Consider the following 18,069-nt stretch of genomic DNA (forward strand, 5'->3'; position numbering starts at 1 on the left):
GTAAGTCAGTCAAGGCAATTCTACACCGCATTATCTCTATTTCAGGCTTCACAATCCAAGAAGTTCAATTGCAAGTTGATTCATCCAGCTACACATCTGTACAGCAAGCTCCTAATCAAGACAACAGTGTCCACACAACAGAATATCGATTATGGGCTCTGAAATGAATCAGAACGAATGCACGTGGAGGAGGCTGTAATGATGGCGAAAAAAGAAGTTGTAGCGATGCTACTTGCCGGAGGGCAAGGGAAGAGGTTAAAAGGATTAACCAAATCACTGGCGAAGCCAGCTGTATATTTTGGCGGCACGTACCGAATCATTGATTTTCCACTGAGTAACTGCTCCAATTCGGGTATTGATACGGTTGGCGTGTTGACCCAGTATGAACCACTTGTCCTGCATTCTTACATAGGCATTGGCAGTGACTGGGATCTGGACCGTAAAAACGGCGGGGTATACGTACTTCCTCCACATGAACGTGAAGACGGTAGCAACTGGTACCGGGGGACAGCGGATGCGATTTTCCGCAATCTGAACTTTATTGAACAATTCGATCCTGAGCATGTGCTCATTCTGTCAGGGGATCATATCTATAAAATGGATTACGAAAAGATGCTCCAGTATCACAAAGAAAAAGATGCGGACTGCACCATATCGGTTATTGATGTCTCATTGGAAGAAGCCAGCCGTTTCGGGGTGCTGAACACCAACGATGACTATAGCATTTATGAATTTGAAGAAAAACCTCCTGAGCCCAAGAGCACACTCGCTTCCATGGGTATCTATCTCTTCAAGTGGGATGTACTGAAACGTTTCCTGATCCAGGATGAACAACAGGCATCCACCTCCTATGATTTTGGTAAAGATATCATTCCTTTGTTGCTTGAAAATGAAAAATCCTTATATGCGTATCCGTTCGAAGGTTACTGGAAAGACGTAGGTACCATTCGCAGTCTGTGGGAATCCAATATGGACCTGTTGGACGAAGATACACCGTTTAATCTGAATGATCCGGACTGGCGTATCTTTACACGTAATCCAAATCAACCTGCACAATACATCTCGCCATCGGCCAAGGTGCGGAATTGTATCATTAGTGAAGGCAGTATCGTGCATGGTGAGGTCAATCATTCGGTTCTGTTCTACGGCATTGAAGTTGGAGAGAACAGCGCCGTCATTGATTCGGTCATCATGCCAAGGGTGAAAATCGGGCAAAATGTGCGCATTCACCGAGCGATTATCTCAGAAGGATTGGTTATTCCGGATGGAACACAGATTTCGCCTGCACCGGGAGATGAGAGTGATATATTGCTCGTGGATCAGGAAGAACTGGAACGTCAGCTTCGCCAAGGAATAACCAGCAAGGCCTAATTGAAGCCAAAAGGACGGTGCATGCGATGAAACCATTGATCGGAGTTATTAACCTTGACCATGAACTTGAGGAATTGAAGGAATTGACGTACTTTCGCTGCGGAGCCGCGGTGCCTTATGCCGGGCGTTACCGTCTGATCGATTTTGTTCTATCGAATATGATGAATGCAGGTATTGAGAGTATAGGGGTATTTGTACGGCGAAAATATCGCTCACTGATGGACCATCTCGGTGACGGCAAGCCGTGGGATCTGGATCGCAAGCATGGAGGTATGTTTATATTGCCACCGGACTGGAACGATCCAACAGATACGTCACAGGGGGACTTGCAGCATTTCCATAACAATTTGGACTTTTTCCACAGAGGTGCAGGGCAATATGTTGTGCATGCGGGCAGTCGCCATGTGACCAAAGCAGACCTTCAGGATGTCTATAGGTATCACATCAGCAAAGGAGCTGACGTTACACTGGTTTGCAAAAAAGTGGATCAGCTGCTGCCTGAGCATGACGCCTGTGTCAAAGTTGACCATGACGGGGACGGTAACGTGGTGGACATTCACCAAAGCGCCAATCATCCGAATATATATACAGAAATTTTCATCATGGAAAAGGAATTATTCCTGCGCCAGGTGCAACGCTGCATCGATCATGGCGAGAGCCATTTCTTCAGGGATGTCATTCAAAAAAATCCCGATGGATTGAATATCGCTGCGTATGCATATGATGGCTATCACGCAGTTATCAATTCGATCGACAGTTATTATCGCAACAGTATGGATCTGTTGAATACAGGGCAATATGAACAACTGTTCAAGGAAGATCCCGTTCAGACCAAAATTAAATATGAAGCCCCTGCCAAATACCTGGATACCGCTGATGTTAAACATTCTCTCCTTGCCAATGGCTGCATCGTAGGTGGAGAGGTGGAAGACAGCATTTTGTTCCGTGGTGTACAGGTGGCCAAGGGTGCCAAAATTAAAGGTTCCATCATCATGCAGAAATGTTACATTGGTGAAGGAACGGTCCTTGAGAACGTCATTCTGGATAAAGACGTGAAACTGACCGGAGGACAGACGCTGATCGGCGACCCGTCAAATCCATACATTTTAGCGAAAAGCACTATTATCTAATACCCACACGTAACCGATATCTTCTATATATAAAATAAAAATCCTGTAGGATGGATTCAAGGTTCATACACTTTCGACGCATGAATTGCATCTTCGAAAGTTCTCACCAGCATGCAAACGTAGTGAAGGGAACGAAATCGATTCTGAAGAAGCGTAGCGTTCGCCTAAAAGCTTTCTGCAAGAAAGCTACTCCGAAAGCATATGCTGTCTTTAAATTTTAACTTGTATTATATAAATTCAACTTAAACACTTACACAAAACGGAGAGGACAGAAATGACCTGAAGAAGCGGAGCTAAAAGCTTTCTGAAAGAAAGCTACATCGGAAGCATACGCCTCGCCTTTATCCCCGGATTTTCCCTTTTTAAAAAGGAATCAAAAAATCTGGGGATAACAGCGATCGGAAGGTTATTCTGTCATCGAAGTGTCCAGTGTAAATATTCTTTAGTTCAATTTATATAGGTTAATCAAGAAAATTTGGAGACAACAGGGATCATAAGAACGATTCGTAACCGTAACGGCCACTTTGCACAATGTTGAGCAACTGAGTGTATGTACCGCCACCGTCCTGCAGGATTTCCCCGGGAGGAACCTACTTTTGTTTGACAACAAGGAAACGTTCAAGAGTATCTTTACACGGAATCTGGTCAGCAAATTGGGCAAACCGATTGAAGAAGCAACACAGGAAGACGTGTACCACGTACTGGGAAGCATGATTCGTGAATATGCAGGCCAGGATTGGGCAGCGTCGAATCAGGGGTTTAAGCAGCGCCAGGATAAACAGGTCTATTACTTCTCGCTGGAATTCCTGATTGGACGTCTGCTCGGCAACAATCTGTTGAATGTGAATGAATTGGAATTGGTGCGCGACAGTCTGGCTGAACTGGGTTTCTCCTTGGAAGAGGTGGAAGAACAGGAGGCGGATGCAGGACTCGGTAACGGAGGTCTCGGACGACTCGCTGCCTGTTTCCTGGATTCACTTGCATCACTTGGATATGCAGGACATGGCTGCGGCATTCGGTATAAATATGGGTTGTTTGAGCAAAAAATCATCAATGGCAATCAGGTCGAATTACCTGACAATTGGCTGGATAAAGGCAACGAATGGGAAGTCCGTCGTCCAGACAAAAAGGTGGAAGTACAGTTCTGGGGCCGGGTAGAAGCTCATGAACAGGATGGAGAATATCAGTTTGTTACAAAAGATGCCGAATCGGTTGTCGCCATTCCCTATGACGTGCCTGTCATCGGTTATGGTCAAACCCATGTGAACACATTGCGTCTATGGAGTGCCGAGCCGAAGCGCGAGACTTCACTCGATACCCCATCGAACTACTACGGATATCTGGATTATAGCCGTTCGGTTGAATCGATCTCCGAATTCCTGTATCCGGATGATTCCCAGTACGAAGGAAAACTGCTGCGATTAAAGCAGCAATACTTCATGTGTTCAGCAGGCGTGCAAAGTGCGTTACGTACGTTCAATAAGCTGGAGCTTTCGTATGATCGTTTGCCAGATAAAGTGGCTTTCCACATCAACGACACGCATCCAACCTTGGTTATTCCAGAACTGATGCGCATCCTGATTGATGTGAAAGGTTATGGCTGGGATGAAGCATGGGATATCACGACTAGAACCGTATCGTATACCAATCATACGACGCTGAGCGAGGCGCTTGAGAAATGGCCTGTATCCATGATCAGCAAGCTGCTGCCACGCATCTATATGATTATTGAAGAGATCAACAAACGCTTCTGTGGCATGCTGCTGGACCGGTATCCGGGAGATCAGGATCGCATAGGGCACCTGGCGATTGTTGCGAACGATCAGGTACGGATGGCGCATCTGGCGATTGTAGGCAGTCATAGCGTGAATGGTGTCGCGGCATTGCATACCGAGATTTTGAAGGAGCGTGAGATGGCTCCGTTCTATGCACTGTATCCAGAGCGTTTCAATAACAAAACGAATGGCATTACCCATCGTCGCTGGTTGATGCATGCCAATCCGAAACTGTCGGATCTCATCACGGATACAATCGGTAACGAATGGATAACAGAGCCGGGCAAGTTGGATCAGTTGGCAAGCTTCGCGGATAATACATCATTCCAGGAACAGTTCCGTTCGATTAAGCGGGATAACAAGGAACGGCTTGCTTCGTATATTCTGGATCATACCGGAACGACAGTGAATCCGGATTCCATTTTTGATGTGCAGGTGAAGAGGCTGCATGGGTACAAACGGCAACTGTTGAACATTCTGCATGTGATGCATCTGTATAATCGGCTTAAGCATGATGCTTCGTTTGATATGGTGCCACGCACGTTCATCTTTGGAGCTAAGGCAGCACCGAGTTATTATTTTGCCAAAAAAATCATCAAGCTGATCAATACGGTATCTGACACGGTGAATCGGGATGCAGCGGTGAATGACCGCTTGAAGGTATTTTTCCTCGAAAACTATTCCGTTTCTCTTGCAGAGAAGATTATTCCGGCCGCGGATGTTAGTGAACAGATCTCAACCGCAGGCAAGGAAGCTTCGGGTACGGGCAACATGAAGTTTATGATGAACGGCGCCTTAACGATTGGCACGATGGATGGAGCCAATGTGGAGATGGCAGAGCAGGTCGGAGAAGAAAATATGTTCATCTATGGTCTGCGTGCGGACGAAGTGCTTGAGTATTATCGTTCTGGCAGCTATCGTCCGAATGAGATTGTGCAGCACGATGATCGGATTCGCGAGGTCGTGGAGCAATTGGTGCATCCAGGTGCATTCTGTTATCGAGATGGGGAGTTCTGGGACATCTATGACTCGTTGCTGGCTCATGGTGACGAATACTTTGTATTGCGTGATTTTGCTGCTTATGCAGACGCACATGCTGCCATTGACCAAGCGTATCGGGATGTTCCAGGCTGGACTCGGAAAGCGATATTGAACACGGCGCATTCCGGCATATTCTCCAGCGATCGTACCATAAGTGAGTACGCGACAGATATCTGGGGCATTCATCCGGTGTCCGGGAACTGGAAAGGTTAAGAATAAATTGTTAGGCAAAAAACCCCCCTTGTTCACAAGAGCTATCTCTACAGGTTACTCAATCAGCGTAGAGAGCATCTCCTTGTAGATCAAGGGGTTTTTGGCATACAGTGAATTAATGAACGGAGGGAAGGGCCGGACTTTGAAGTGACGGATGTCTGGAAATCGACCCCTGAACAACTGGACATGAAGATCTATATCCCGTTAAAATAGACCTTACCGCTTCGCGGAAATCAAGGTCGGAGGCATAGAATAAATGAGCGAAAAGTCGTGGCTCCACTCCAAGTGGATGCTGACCATTGTTGCTTGCATGGCAGTTCTTTACATACTGATTATGGGCAGTTTACTGTTTGTCAGTGGACGAACACCTAGCATGTATTATCAATATAATCTGGTACCCTTCGAGACGATTCGGCCACTTCTCTTGGAGAGGGAGAGGTACAATACAGATACCTGGGTCAAAAACCTGTTTGGCAATATCGTGTTGTTCATTCCGCTGGGAATCTGGATTCCATGGTTGTTTCGGAGGTGTCGTTCGTTCCTGACCTTTACATCGACAGCTGTCTTGCTTCTACTGGGGGTTGAGCTCACACAATTGATCACACGTGTGGGTTCGTTCGATGTAGATGACATTATTCTGAACACGATCGGTGCCTGGATAGGTTACGCCGCATTTAAGTTGTTTTTATGTTCACAAAGAAGGACTCGGAATTGAGCCGCAGATCGCGGTCGATGACCGGGTCTTTTTGCATAAGATACCTTTCAAATGTTTACAAGGGAATCTTTTCGGATAAAACATATTAACGGCTTAATATAGTGAACAGAGATTATATATAAATTTAACTAAACATTTACACGAAACGGAGAGGACAGAAATAACCTGAAGAAGCGAAAGCGTGCGCCTTTATCACCGGATTTTCCCCTTATAAGGGGAATTCATAAAATCTGGGGATAACAGCGATCGGAAGGTTGTTCTGTCATCGGAGTGTCTAGTGTAAATATTCTTTCGTTCAATTTATATATAGAACAATGATGAGAGCGAGGTGGGCGATATCGTTTGGTGGAAAGAGAGTGTGGTATACCAGATCTACCCGAGTAGCTTCAAGGATTCGGACGGGGATGGGCAGGGCGACTTGCAGGGGATCTATGAGAAACTCGATTATTTGGAGAATTTGGGTGTGGATGTGATCTGGCTCTGTCCCATCTACGATTCACCAGGACATGATAACGGATATGATATCCGGGATTACTACGCCATTTTACGCAAGTATGGCACGATGGGGGATTTTGATCGGTTACTGGCAGAGGCACACAAGCGTGGCCTCAAGATCATGATGGATCTGGTGTTGAATCATACGTCGGATGAGCATGCGTGGTTTGCCGAGTCTCGTTCATCGAAGATGAATCCGAAGCGGGATTACTATATTTGGCGTTCAGGCAAAAATGGTCAGGTGCCGAATAATTGGGAGTCCTATTTTGGCGGCTCAGTATGGAAGCATGATCCCGAGACAAATGAATATTATTTGCATCTGTATTCGGAACAACAACCGGATCTCAACTGGAACAATACACAGATGGCAGAAGAGATGTATGAGATGGTGCATTGGTGGCTGGAAAAAGGGGTCGACGGATTTCGTTTCGATGCAGTAGCGCATATCGCCAAGGCAGAGGGGCTGCCTAGTGCCCACAATCCAGATAATCTGCCGGTAGTTCCAGCATATCAGCTCTTTTCTAACCTGGAACAGGTACACTCCATCCTGAAGAAACTGAATAACATGATCCTGAAACCTTATGGACCCATGACGGTTGGCGAGACTTCTGGACTTGGGCCTGAACAAGCGCTGGCTTATGTGGGAACCGATCGTGACGAGCTTAATATGGTATTCCAGTTTGAGCATATGTTCATCGATGCCAAATCTTCCGGAATTGGTAAGTGGAATTATAAGGAATGGAAATTGACCGAACTCAAAGAAATCATGAGCCGGTGGCAAACGGTTTTGCACGATAGAGGCTGGAACGCCAATTACATGGGCAACCATGATCAGCCACGTCCGGTTTCGCGTTTTGGTGATGACGGTAAATATCGGGTGCGTTCTGCTCAGATGCTGGCGACATGGATGCTTACACTCGAAGGGACCCCCTACATCTATCAAGGAGAAGAGATTGGCATGACCAATGTCGCTTTCCCAGATATCGAGCAATACCGGGACATCGAGACGAAAAATTATTACAATCATTACATTGGTCAAGGTAAGTCGAAGCATGAAGTCATGCAGGCGATCTGGCTGAAGAGTCGCGATAATGCCCGGACGCCAATGCAATGGGATGATACGGAACACGCAGGGTTTACCCAAGGTCAGCCGTGGATTCAGGTGAATGATAATTATTCTGAGATTAACGTAGCCGATGCCGAAAGTGATCCGCAATCCATTTTGAATTTTTACCGTAAGCTAATTGCCCTTCGCAAACAACATAAAGTGCTTATCTATGGCGCGTATGAACTGCTGCTACCGGATGAACCTGATATCTATGCCTATACACGAACGCTGGATGATGAGCAGATGTTGGTCATTCTGAATTTCCGTGGGCATGAACCGGAGATGCACTGGCCGGAAGGTTGGAATTCCGAGCATGCCAAGCTGATCATCAGCAATGTAAGCAGACGTTATTCTACCGATGAAGGTGCGATTCAGCTTCAGCCGTATGAAGCAAGGGTGTATCGTAAGCAGCGGTGACACGGAGGCTAGCGTAATTTTGCGTTGGTGAAGAGCTATGATTTATAATAAATAAAGTGGTTTTCAAATAATCAAAACATATGTCGGGAGGAATCCAAGTTGTTGAATATTACGTTCCACGGTCACTCCAGTGTACAGCTGGGCACAGAAGAAAAGTCTCTGATCATTGATCCCTTCCTGCGTGGCAACGAGCTTGCTGTCACGAAGCCTGAAGATATCAAGACCGATGTGGTGTTGCTGACACATGCACATATGGATCACATTCTCGATGCTGAACCCATTGCCAAAGCGAATAACTCCAAAGTTGTGGCTATTGTGGAGCTAGCTACATATATGTCATGGAAAGGTTTGGACACGCTCGGCATGAACATGGGCGGCACGGTAGATCTTGACTTTGCTCAAGCCAAAATGATTCAGGCATTCCACACTTCCGGGATCGTGTTGGAAGAAGAACAACGGATTATGTATGCAGGTTTGCCTGCTGGATATATCATTAATATTGGTGGCAAAACCATTTTGCATGCCGGAGATACAAGTCTCTTCGGGGATATGAAAATGATTGGTGATCGCCATGATATCGATGTAGCGTTCTTGCCGATTGGTGGACATTTCACCATGGGACCTGAGGATGCGCTGCAAGCGGCCGAATGGTTTAATGCCAAACTGACCATTCCGGTTCATTATGATACATTCCCGGTAATTCGTCAGGATGCGGAACACTTCGTGCAGCAGCTGGCTGCTAAAGGTTTGGAAGGCCTTGTGCTGGCCCCGGGGGAATCCATTAGCTTGTAACTGTTACAACAACCAAGTTCAACCAAAAGAAACCGTCTGTTACCCACGCCAATCGTGGGAAGAACAGGCGGTTTCTTGTTTTATCAATACAGATATCATGGAGTTCACGAACGCAGGTTCCAAAATAAATGTTACAGAGGAAAGATTAATGGGGAATGTGTAGAAGAGACGAAGAATATACATATTATAGTTTCAACTTGTATATACATGTTTACTTATGTAATATAGATATGAAGTTAGCCGAGAACATTACATGAGAGCATTACAATTAATTGGAGGCGTTAACATGAGTTCTAATAACACAACTCCGTCATCTTGGTGGAAGACATCAACGGTATATCAGGTATATCCGAAGAGCTTTAATGATACAACCGGATCGGGTACGGGAGATATTCGTGGTTTAACTGAGAAGCTTGATTATTTGCAGCATCTGGGTATCGATATTGTGTGGTTGCAGCCGGTATATGTATCCCCGCAGCATGATAATGGGTATGACGTAGCGGACTACTACCGAATTAATCCGGATTATGGAACGATGGAGGATTTTGACGAACTGCTGTTAGGTCTGAAGGCTCGTGATATGAAACTGATGATTGATATCGTGGTGAATCACTCCTCGACAGAGCATGAATGGTTCCAGCAATCCCGTTCATCCAAGGATAATCCGTATCGGGATTATTATATTTGGAAAGATCCTGCTCCGGACGGCGGTGTGCCTAACAACTGGCAATCCAAGTTCGGTGGACCTGCATGGCAGTATGATGAACAGACGGGACAATATTTCCTGACTTTATTTGATAAAACGCAGGCAGATCTGAATTGGGAGAATGAAGAAGTACGCAAAGCTGTACGGGATATGATCAAGTTCTGGGCCGAAAAAGGTGTGGATGGTTTCCGTATGGACGTGATTAACCTGATCTCCAAAGACCAGCGTTTCCCTAATGATGATGGCAGCGTGTCGCCGGGTGATGGGCGCAAATATTACACGGATGGACCGCGTGTGCATGAGTATATCACCGAGATGTACGATGAAGTATTCGGGCCTCACAACATGGTGACGGTAGGGGAAATGTCCTCCACAACACTGGAACACTGCATCCAATATTCGAACCCGGCTTCCCGGGAGTTTTCAATGACGTTCAACTTCCACCACCTGAAAGTGGATTATCCGAATGGTCAAAAATGGGAACTGATGCCGTATGATTTCGAAGCGATGAAGCAGCTCTTTAGTGAGTGGCAGACAGGCATGCAAGCCGGTGGAGGCTGGAACGCGCTGTTCCTTAATAACCATGATCAGCCTCGGGCACTGTCCAGATTCGCCGATGATGGTGACTATCGTGCCGAGAGTGCCAAGATGCTTGCAACGACCATTCATGGCATGCAAGGTACACCTTACGTCTACCAAGGTGAAGAGATCGGCATGCCGAATCCGGTCTGGAATGACGTCAGCGAGTTCCGCGATATCGAATCGACGAACATGTACCGTTTGCTTCAGGAAGAACGAGGCAAATCCGCTGAAGAAGCTTTCAACATTGTAAAAGAGCGTTCCCGAGACAACTCTCGAACACCGATGCAATGGAATGGAAGTAAGAACGCTGGATTCACTAGCGGAACACCTTGGCTGAAGGTGGATGAGCGGTATCCGTCCATTCACGTGGAACAGCAACTAGCTGATCCGGATTCAATCTACTACCATTACCGCAAATTGATTGCCCTGCGTAAACAGGTTAACGTGCTGACCGACGGTCTGTATGAACGCCTGGACGATGCACACCCAGATGTGTTTGCTTACGCAAGAACCAATGGAAGTGAAACCCTGATTGTTGTATCGAACTTCAGTAAACGAGAGGTCACGTTCTCGCTTCCAGAAGCGGTCTGGAATGATCATATTGCAGGCAAATCCGCTGAATTACTCATTGGGAATACAGAGGCAGCACCTGTACTGACACAGGAAATCTCCCTCAGTCCGTATGCATCCTATATGTGGCTTGTGCCACAACAGGACTAATCACATTTTATAAATAGGAAGTGACACTATGGCAATCGATAAAAAACAGGTTGAGGAGATCGTCCGGGCAGTTGGCGGCAAAGAGAATATTGAAGCTGCTACGCACTGTGTTACACGACTCCGGTTTGCCTTGTATGATGAGAGTAAAGTGGATACCGAAAGTCTGGATCAGAATGATCTGGTCAAAGGACAGTTCTCTTCCCAAGGACAATTCCAGGTCGTTATCGGGCCTGGTCTGGTGGATAAGGTCTATGATGAGATGATTCAGATCACCGGGGGAGATCGTTCTTCCAAGGATGATGTGAAGGCCGTTGCTGGTAAAAAGCAAAATCCAATTCAGCGAGCAATTAAAACACTCTCGGATATTTTCATTCCGATCTTGCCTGCAATCATTACGGCAGGTCTTTTGCTCGGGATTAACAATATTCTGACAGGTCCAGGCATTTTCTTTGATGGAAAATCACTGGTGGATGTCTATCCAGCCTGGAAGGATCTTGCGTCCATCATTAATACGATCGCGAGTACAGCCTTTACGTTCCTGCCGGCTCTAATTGGTTGGGCAGCTGTAAAAAGGTTCGGCGGCAGTCCGTTGCTCGGGATTGTGCTTGGTCTCATTCTGGTACATCCCGATCTGCTGAGTGCATATGGTTACGCTGATGCCGTGAATAATGGCACGGTGCCAACATGGAATCTGTTCGGTTGGGAGATTGAGAAGATCGGTTATCAAGGGCAGGTTCTGCCGGTACTGGTATCGGCCTATCTGCTTGCGAAGATGGAGATTTTCCTGAATAAAAGGGTCCATGATTCGATTAAACTGCTGGTCGTTGCACCAGTCACGTTGCTGATTACCGGATTCCTGGCCTTCACGATCATTGGACCAGTTACATTTGCCATTGCGAATGCAATTACTTCCGGCTTGATCTATGTTTACGATTCATACGCGGCGCTGGGTGGTCTGATCTACGGTGGTCTATACGCTTTGCTTGTTATCACCGGTATGCATCACACGTTCCTCGCGGTCGATGTTCAGCTCATTGGTAGTCAGGGTGGTACGTTCCTGTGGCCGATGCTGGCATTGTCCAACATCGCACAAGGTTCGGCGGCACTTGCGATGATGCTTGTCCTGCGTGAGAAGAAAATGAGAGGACTTGCGGCAACGTCCTCGGTGTCGGCCTTCCTCGGGGTAACCGAGCCGGCAATCTTCGGAGTGAATATCCGTTACCGTTATCCATTTATCTTCGGTATGATCGGTTCCGCGATTGGTGGTGTGCTGCTGACGATGAATAATGTTCAGGCAACCTCCATCGGTGTAGGTGGCGTACCTGGATTCCTGTCGATTTTCCCTAACAAATGGGGCGTCTTCTTCATCGGCATGGCGATCGTCCTGGTTGTACCGTTTGTACTGACCGTTATTTTTGGTAGAGCCAAACTTAGAAAAGAAGATCGTAGTGAAAGCAATGAAACCGTTGCTGAGCCTAAAGCAGCTACATCACAGTCTGCTTCGGGCGTTACCTCTTCGACTGGAAATTCAGATCCGAACCAGCGCACTCGTAGTGCAGCTCAAGTAGGGGATGAAGCCGTGAATACACTGGAAATCATGGCGCCATTAACAGGCCAGGCCGTTTCACTGGAGCAAGTGCCTGATCCGGCTTTTGCCGAGAAACAAATGGGTGAGGGTGTAGCGATTGAGCCTTCCGGCAACGTGGTAGTTGCCCCGTTTGATGCTCAGGTAGCTCATGTAATCAAGAGTAAACATGCGGTGATTCTTGAACACGCGAGTGGATTACAAGTTCTGATCCATGTCGGGATTAATACAGTATCCCTCAAAGGTGAAGGCTTCAACATGCATGTGGAAGCTGGTGAGCATGTAAAGGCTGGACAAAAGCTGTTGGAGTTTGATCGTAAGGTAATTGAAGATGCGGGATACCCGCTGATTACACCGATTATCATTCCAGATGGTCAGGATATGGTTGAACGGGTGGAAGTCACGACAGGGGATGTTACATCTAATCAAAATGGTGTGTTGAAGGTTCATCTGAAAGGTTAATTGAGAATAACAACAGGATGGGGGCTGCGTGATGCGCAGCTCCTTTTTTGTTGTGAGATCGTTATTTCCATAGTTATCATGGTAAACTGTATATAAAATGGAAGAATCACATTTTTAAAATAATGGTTACTAGAAGGTAACGTCTGACAAAGCAAGCTTCAGGCATGTTCGAGTCGTGGCATTCATATGGTGGAGAAAGAGATCCTAGTCAATCGATGAGGAGGAGAGCCATGACACGTATTGCGGTGATGGTCATTCATGGGCTGGGTATGCGGAAGGCTGGGTACGCGGACAAGCTGATTGCTTGTTTGCATAAGGAATTGGACAAGGTGATGGTCTTGCCTGGAGCCTCGAAACAGATGCTGGATATCGAACCTGTATATTGGGCGGATGTATTTGAGGAGCGGGAAGAGGCGCTGTTTCAACAGCTCGTCAGCTCTCCGGGATTGAATTACCAGACATTGCGCCGGTTTGTCATCCATTACCTGGCTGATGCGGTTGCTTATCAACCGGTGGAGAATCAAGGCCATAACTATGATGCCGTACATCGAACGTTGAATCAGGCGCTGCATACCCTTGCACAGCGTAACGGACCAGAGGCTCCGCTCTGTGTGGTTGCTCATAGTTTGGGTGCCGTAATCGCCAGTAACTTCTTCTACGATCTGCAATATCCGTCCAGTCGTGTTCCTGAGATTGTGGATGTGAACGCGGCTTTGGAGCGGGGGGACACCCTGACCCATTTTTACTCGTTTGGTACAACCCTGCCCTTATGGAGTTTGCGTTATCATGACTTTAGTCGCCCGATTCAGGTGCCCTCCTCCCATGTGAATCACTATTATGCCGGGCTGGAAGGGGAATGGGTGAACTTCTATGACCGGGATGATATTCTGGGTTATCCGCTGCGTCCCATTGATCCGGCTTATGAGAAAGCCGTGAAAGAAGATATTGAAGTGAACTCTGGGGGCTTGGCTTTGAGCTGGAATCCACTAAGTCATGGGGGGTATTTTTCCAATCGAAGCATGAATCGGAGAATCGCGCAGGGGCTGGCTCGAACCTGGACCTGGATAAATCGTTCATAATTAAGAGGTTCTATCTTCATCCCATCTTCTTGGTACTGAAAACCGGTCTTTTTGAACACGCATTTAAGTGTATTGAAATTAGGAGGGAATATGTATGGAATGCAGGACAGGCTGTGCCGCATGTTGTATCGCGATTTCCATATCATCACCGATACCGGGCATGGCTCATGGCAAGCCGGCAGGTGTACGCTGTGTGCAGCTTACGGATGATAATCGCTGCGGAATTTTTGGCCAAAAAGAGCGTCCTGCGGTATGCAGTGGATTGCAGGCTGAGGAAGAGATGTGTGGTAGCACCGATCAGGAAGCCTTTGATATTCTAACCTGGTTGGAGCAAGAAACTGCACCAAAGGTAATGTGAGTATTGCTGAAGATGAGTCTGTACAAATAAAAGAGAGTATCCGCAGGATGTGATATCAAGTGGATACTCTCTTTGTCATGGAATCGGGGCAAAAAATAGTCATTGAAGTGAGGGATCTGCTTTCTTTCTTTTCAACATATGTACGAGAATCATCTTCAGTACGGAAGAGACGATGAAGAAAATAAACAGGATGCGAAACAATTGATATCCGGATACAACCGAAAGATCGGCATTCACTTCATGTGCCATGATACTCATCTGATCCATGCCGCCAGGGGCCATACTGAGTAGTGAGGTAGCCGCCGAGAGAGAGAACACATTCATTAACAGATAACTCAATCCAAGCGCACCAGCAATGAGCAGCACACTGCTAATCACCGCTAGGGTCACCGTCTGCGCTTTACGTTGCAACTGTTCCGGCTTGAGCATCAGTCCAACGTGACTGCCAATCATCAATTGCGATACGTTCAGCAGGGATGTTGGCAGACTTGGCGTGTGCAGCGTTGTGCTTATTTGAATGACACACATGACGATCATGGGACCCAGCATAAAGGCCGTCGGAAACCGGAGTTTGCGTGCAATCCACGCACCCGCTACACAGAGCGGGGCATAGAGGAGAATCTCGGGGAAAAGAGCACCCCACGTTGCTATATCAATGAGCGGCTGACCTGAACCGCCACCTGCGGTACCTCCAATCCACGGACTGAACAGCAAGAACGGAACACAGAAGACGATCATGATTAGCCGAGTCACCTGCAAAAAGGTAACCAGCGTCAGATTGATGGATTTCATCTCTTCTGCAAGGGACACCATCTGGGAGAGTCCTCCTGGAATGCTGCCAACCAGCAGAGAAGGAAAGTCAAAATCAGTCACCCTTGAAGCGATGTAGGCCGTAATTACACACAATCCGATTAAAAGCAGGGTCATCAGCAGCATCATGGGAAGTTGTTGCAGAATGCCGTGCAGTGCCTCTTCTGTTAAGGTGAGTCCAATCGAATAGCCAACGATCAGAATGCCATAGTCCCGAATGGAGGCAGGCCACATGAGGGGCCATTTGGCGACTTGGGAGCCAAGCAGCATAAATACCATTGGCCCGAGCAACCACGGGATTGGTGTATGAATGACTGTGAACAGCAATCCGCCAAGAACAGAGACACCCAGACTAAGAAAAAACCGAAAGACAACGTGGGAACCAAGCTTGCGCATCAGTTCCATCCGTTTAGCCTACCGGTTGAATGAGGTGGTATGAGATTCAGGTATGCATTCAGGTTTAATGAAGGATTCATGTTCATGTGTGATCACTCCTGATGATGAGATACATTGCGTTATCTGCGGAACAACCAGACTGCTACTGTTCAACTCATTAAGATCCTGCGTGAGCCGTAGCGGAAGGTTTGGGTTCTCTGAACATTACAAAGTACATCAGTGATGAAATAACGTATAGACAGCCTGTGATGCTGAATGTGATCGCGTAACCCCAATACGTTCCGTACGTGGTTACCAGATAGGATTGGACAGGTCCCATGGTCGCCCAACCTATCATGAACGCGGTCTGCATCAGTGAATTGGCTATGCCGCGGCGTTTGTCCGAGATCCGATCCACCAGTATCGCTGAATGAATGGGATTGGCTGCGTTCATCAATGCTTGTCTGAATAAGAAACTGAGCGAAGCGATGAACAACAGATTGGTGAAGCCTGTTAATAGAAGGAAGGGCAGCGACATGACCTGGAAAATGACAACGGCTCTTACGCTTCCGACCTTTGCCGCCAAGGTAGGACCAATCAGCATGGATACAATCGTCATAATCTGACCAAGTGCAATTAGTAAGCTCATGCCGCTCAGAGAAACCGAGAATCGATTGGTGAAATACAGATTCAGATACGGTACAACCAGTCCGGAACCTAATCCAATTAACAACTGAGTCACTATAAACTGACCAATCAGTCGGGAATCTTTTTTCTTCGTGATCGAATCGTCCGTGCTTGGGGTATTTGTTGAACTTTCTTTTAGATCCGCATTGGGTTGAAGAACGGGTTGCGCCGGAATCGTGGTCTGCGGAGCAGCCTTGCCTTCGGTTACAAATAACAGTGGAATAAATGCAGCTAGTGTTGCTGCACCACCGACAAATAAAACCGTCTGCAATCCGGTCACTTTGGCGAGTCCTGCCGTATGTAACAAATCTGCGAATACACCGCCACCCAGGCTACCAAGAACCTGGGAAGCCAGCACAAGGGATGAATAATAACTGAACATTTTCAGCCGCTGGCTTTTTTTGACGTTTTCCGCCAGATAAGGAATGGCCAGTACTTGGAACACCCCAGCGAAAAGGCCAGAGAATACCGCGAACCAAATCAGTCCTGTAGCCGAATAATCGAAGGAGCGTCCGATCAGAAAGATTCCACTGAATAACGCCCCGGTAATGAGTAATCGCTTACGGCTGAACAGATCACCGCATAGACCGATAGGAACAAACATAATGGCTGTTGCGAGTGATTGAATACTTACAATCTGGCCGTTCATTGTATCATTATAGCCCAGACCCTGAATGTACAGATTGTACAAGACAGAGAACATGCCATTTCCGATCTGATACAGAATGCTTGCCAGGAAAAACAGTTGAATATTGCGGGACCAGCCGCGAATTTCATCATGAATATGTCGTAAAACTCTCAAGTGGTTCCCTCCAGTCTGCCTGTGCAGTGATTCCAGTTTAACAGGAAAGGAGAATTTGCGGAAGAATTGACCACTGTTTATTTTGGTATAGGGGTATCAATCACACGAGCGATGACGAAACCATCGTAACCTTTGCTACCGACGGTTTGCAGTGCTGTAGCTTCAAGCCGGGGGTTACTGGAAATCAACTGCAGGAAGGATCGAACGCCCTGAACTCTGGGGTCCGTGCTGTCTGCACGGATCACTTCACCGTCCCTGACGATATTATCACCAATAATAAGACTCCCCGGCCGAGTCAGTCGCAGGGCCCATCTCAGATAATCGGGATTACTGGGTTTGTCAGCATCGATGAAGATCATATCAAACGGTTCCCTGTATTCTTCCTGAACATCGGGAAGGGTGGTCAGGGCAGGACCAACTCTCAGGTCAACCTTGTGCATCAGTCCTGCTCGTGTGAGATTGGCTTTGGCCAAGTCCGCATGGTGTGGTTCGGATTCCAGTGAGACAATGCGTCCGTGTTCAGGCAGTGCTCTTGCCATCCAGATGGTACTGTATCCACCCAGTGTGCCGATTTCAAGTACACGGGATGCGCCTTGGATTTGAAGCAGAAGTTGGAGTAACTTTCCTTGATTTGGTGTTACGTCATGAGCGGGCAGACCAGCTTTGGCATTGGTTTGCAGTGTTTGCTCCAACAAGGTATCCGAGGGAATCAGCAGATTATTCATGTAGTCGTCGACTTGGGTCCAGGTATGCTGTAGGTTGGTCGTATTTATATTTTTCATGTTCACATGTTCCTTTCCTTGTCTCTTGTATTGGATTTCATAATTCAACTATAAACGGAGTTGA

General features: G+C 47.0%; 13 protein-coding genes and 1 pseudogene. 11 read left to right on the forward strand and 3 right to left on the reverse strand.

The features are described from left to right. The first annotated feature begins 201 nt into the window (after positions 1-201). From MHI06_RS12605 to MHI06_RS12655, 11 genes and pseudogenes are all read left to right on the forward strand, one after another. Entirely contained in the window at positions 202-1,371 is a 1,170-nt protein-coding gene (locus MHI06_RS12605; protein ID WP_340402104.1) for a glucose-1-phosphate adenylyltransferase, read from the forward strand. A gap of 26 nt (positions 1,372-1,397) precedes the next feature. Next, positions 1,398-2,501 (forward strand): glucose-1-phosphate adenylyltransferase subunit GlgD, encoded by a 1,104-nt coding sequence (gene glgD, locus MHI06_RS12610; protein WP_169482801.1) that lies wholly within the window; start codon positions 1,398-1,400, stop codon positions 2,499-2,501. A 596-nt stretch (positions 2,502-3,097) separates the two neighbouring features. Further along, positions 3,098-5,530, forward strand: coding sequence for a glycogen/starch/alpha-glucan phosphorylase (locus MHI06_RS12615; RefSeq protein WP_340401677.1), 2,433 nt, complete (start codon positions 3,098-3,100; stop codon positions 5,528-5,530). Between the two features lie 120 nt (positions 5,531-5,650). Beyond that, positions 5,651-5,743: pseudogene (locus MHI06_RS12620) on the forward strand (AraC family transcriptional regulator); the annotation flags it as partial. Between the two features lie 43 nt (positions 5,744-5,786). Then, on the forward strand, positions 5,787-6,245 hold the full coding sequence (locus MHI06_RS12625; protein WP_340401678.1) for a VanZ family protein: 459 nt from the start codon (positions 5,787-5,789) through the stop codon (positions 6,243-6,245). Positions 6,246-6,573: 328 nt separating this feature from the next. Then, a complete protein-coding gene (locus tag MHI06_RS12630) occupies positions 6,574-8,265 on the forward strand; it encodes an alpha-glucosidase (protein ID WP_340401679.1) in 1,692 nt (563 codons plus the stop codon). 99 nt (positions 8,266-8,364) lie between these two features. Beyond that, positions 8,365-9,057, forward strand: coding sequence for a metal-dependent hydrolase (locus MHI06_RS12635; RefSeq protein ID WP_340401680.1), 693 nt, complete (start codon positions 8,365-8,367; stop codon positions 9,055-9,057). 286 nt (positions 9,058-9,343) lie between these two features. Further along, on the forward strand, positions 9,344-11,065 hold the full coding sequence (gene treC, locus MHI06_RS12640; RefSeq protein WP_340401681.1) for an alpha,alpha-phosphotrehalase: 1,722 nt from the start codon (positions 9,344-9,346) through the stop codon (positions 11,063-11,065). A 28-nt stretch (positions 11,066-11,093) separates the two neighbouring features. Then, on the forward strand, positions 11,094-13,112 hold the full coding sequence (treP, locus tag MHI06_RS12645; RefSeq protein WP_340401682.1) for a PTS system trehalose-specific EIIBC component: 2,019 nt from the start codon (positions 11,094-11,096) through the stop codon (positions 13,110-13,112). A gap of 230 nt (positions 13,113-13,342) precedes the next feature. Beyond that, the gene (locus tag MHI06_RS12650) at positions 13,343-14,191 is read left to right on the forward strand and encodes a chemotaxis protein (protein WP_340401683.1); all 849 of its coding nucleotides are present in this window, start codon (positions 13,343-13,345) and stop codon (positions 14,189-14,191) included. A gap of 94 nt (positions 14,192-14,285) precedes the next feature. Beyond that, a complete protein-coding gene (locus tag MHI06_RS12655) occupies positions 14,286-14,549 on the forward strand; it encodes a YkgJ family cysteine cluster protein (RefSeq protein WP_340401684.1) in 264 nt (87 codons plus the stop codon). Between the two features lie 99 nt (positions 14,550-14,648). Here the strand turns inward: MHI06_RS12655 and MHI06_RS12660 are convergent, their stop codons facing one another. The 3 genes from MHI06_RS12660 to MHI06_RS12670 all read right to left on the reverse strand — a co-directional run bounded on the left by MHI06_RS12660 (position 14,649) and on the right by MHI06_RS12670 (position 18,005). Beyond that, the gene (locus MHI06_RS12660; protein ID WP_340401685.1) at positions 14,649-15,764 is read right to left on the reverse strand and encodes an AbrB family transcriptional regulator; all 1,116 of its coding nucleotides are present in this window, start codon (positions 15,762-15,764) and stop codon (positions 14,649-14,651) included. Positions 15,765-15,912: 148 nt separating this feature from the next. Further along, positions 15,913-17,223, reverse strand: a complete 1,311-nt coding sequence (locus MHI06_RS12665) for an MFS transporter (protein WP_340401686.1) — start codon at positions 17,221-17,223, stop codon at positions 15,913-15,915. A 77-nt stretch (positions 17,224-17,300) separates the two neighbouring features. Beyond that, positions 17,301-18,005, reverse strand: coding sequence for an O-methyltransferase (locus MHI06_RS12670; protein WP_340401687.1), 705 nt, complete (start codon positions 18,003-18,005; stop codon positions 17,301-17,303). Positions 18,006-18,069 lie beyond the last annotated feature (64 nt).

This window comes from Paenibacillus sp. FSL H8-0079 (assembly GCF_037991315.1).
Taxonomy (GTDB): Bacteria; Bacillota; Bacilli; order Paenibacillales; family Paenibacillaceae; genus Paenibacillus.

Bases quoted from the DNA above. Each gene is read 5' to 3' on its own strand.
- MHI06_RS12605 (WP_340402104.1), top strand. From the start codon at position 202: ATGGCGAAAAAAGAAGTTGTAGCGATGCTACTTGCCGGAGGGCAAGGG.
- glgD (WP_169482801.1), top strand. From the start codon at position 1,398: ATGAAACCATTGATCGGAGTTATTAACCTTGACCATGAACTTGAGGAA.
- MHI06_RS12625 (WP_340401678.1), top strand. From the start codon at position 5,787: ATGAGCGAAAAGTCGTGGCTCCACTCCAAGTGGATGCTGACCATTGTT.
- treC (WP_340401681.1), top strand. From the start codon at position 9,344: ATGAGTTCTAATAACACAACTCCGTCATCTTGGTGGAAGACATCAACG.
- treP (WP_340401682.1), top strand. From the start codon at position 11,094: ATGGCAATCGATAAAAAACAGGTTGAGGAGATCGTCCGGGCAGTTGGC.
- MHI06_RS12650 (WP_340401683.1), top strand. From the start codon at position 13,343: ATGACACGTATTGCGGTGATGGTCATTCATGGGCTGGGTATGCGGAAG.
- MHI06_RS12655 (WP_340401684.1), top strand. From the start codon at position 14,286: ATGGAATGCAGGACAGGCTGTGCCGCATGTTGTATCGCGATTTCCATA.
- MHI06_RS12660 (WP_340401685.1), bottom strand. From the start codon at position 15,764: ATGGAACTGATGCGCAAGCTTGGTTCCCACGTTGTCTTTCGGTTTTTT.
- MHI06_RS12670 (WP_340401687.1), bottom strand. From the start codon at position 18,005: ATGAAAAATATAAATACGACCAACCTACAGCATACCTGGACCCAAGTC.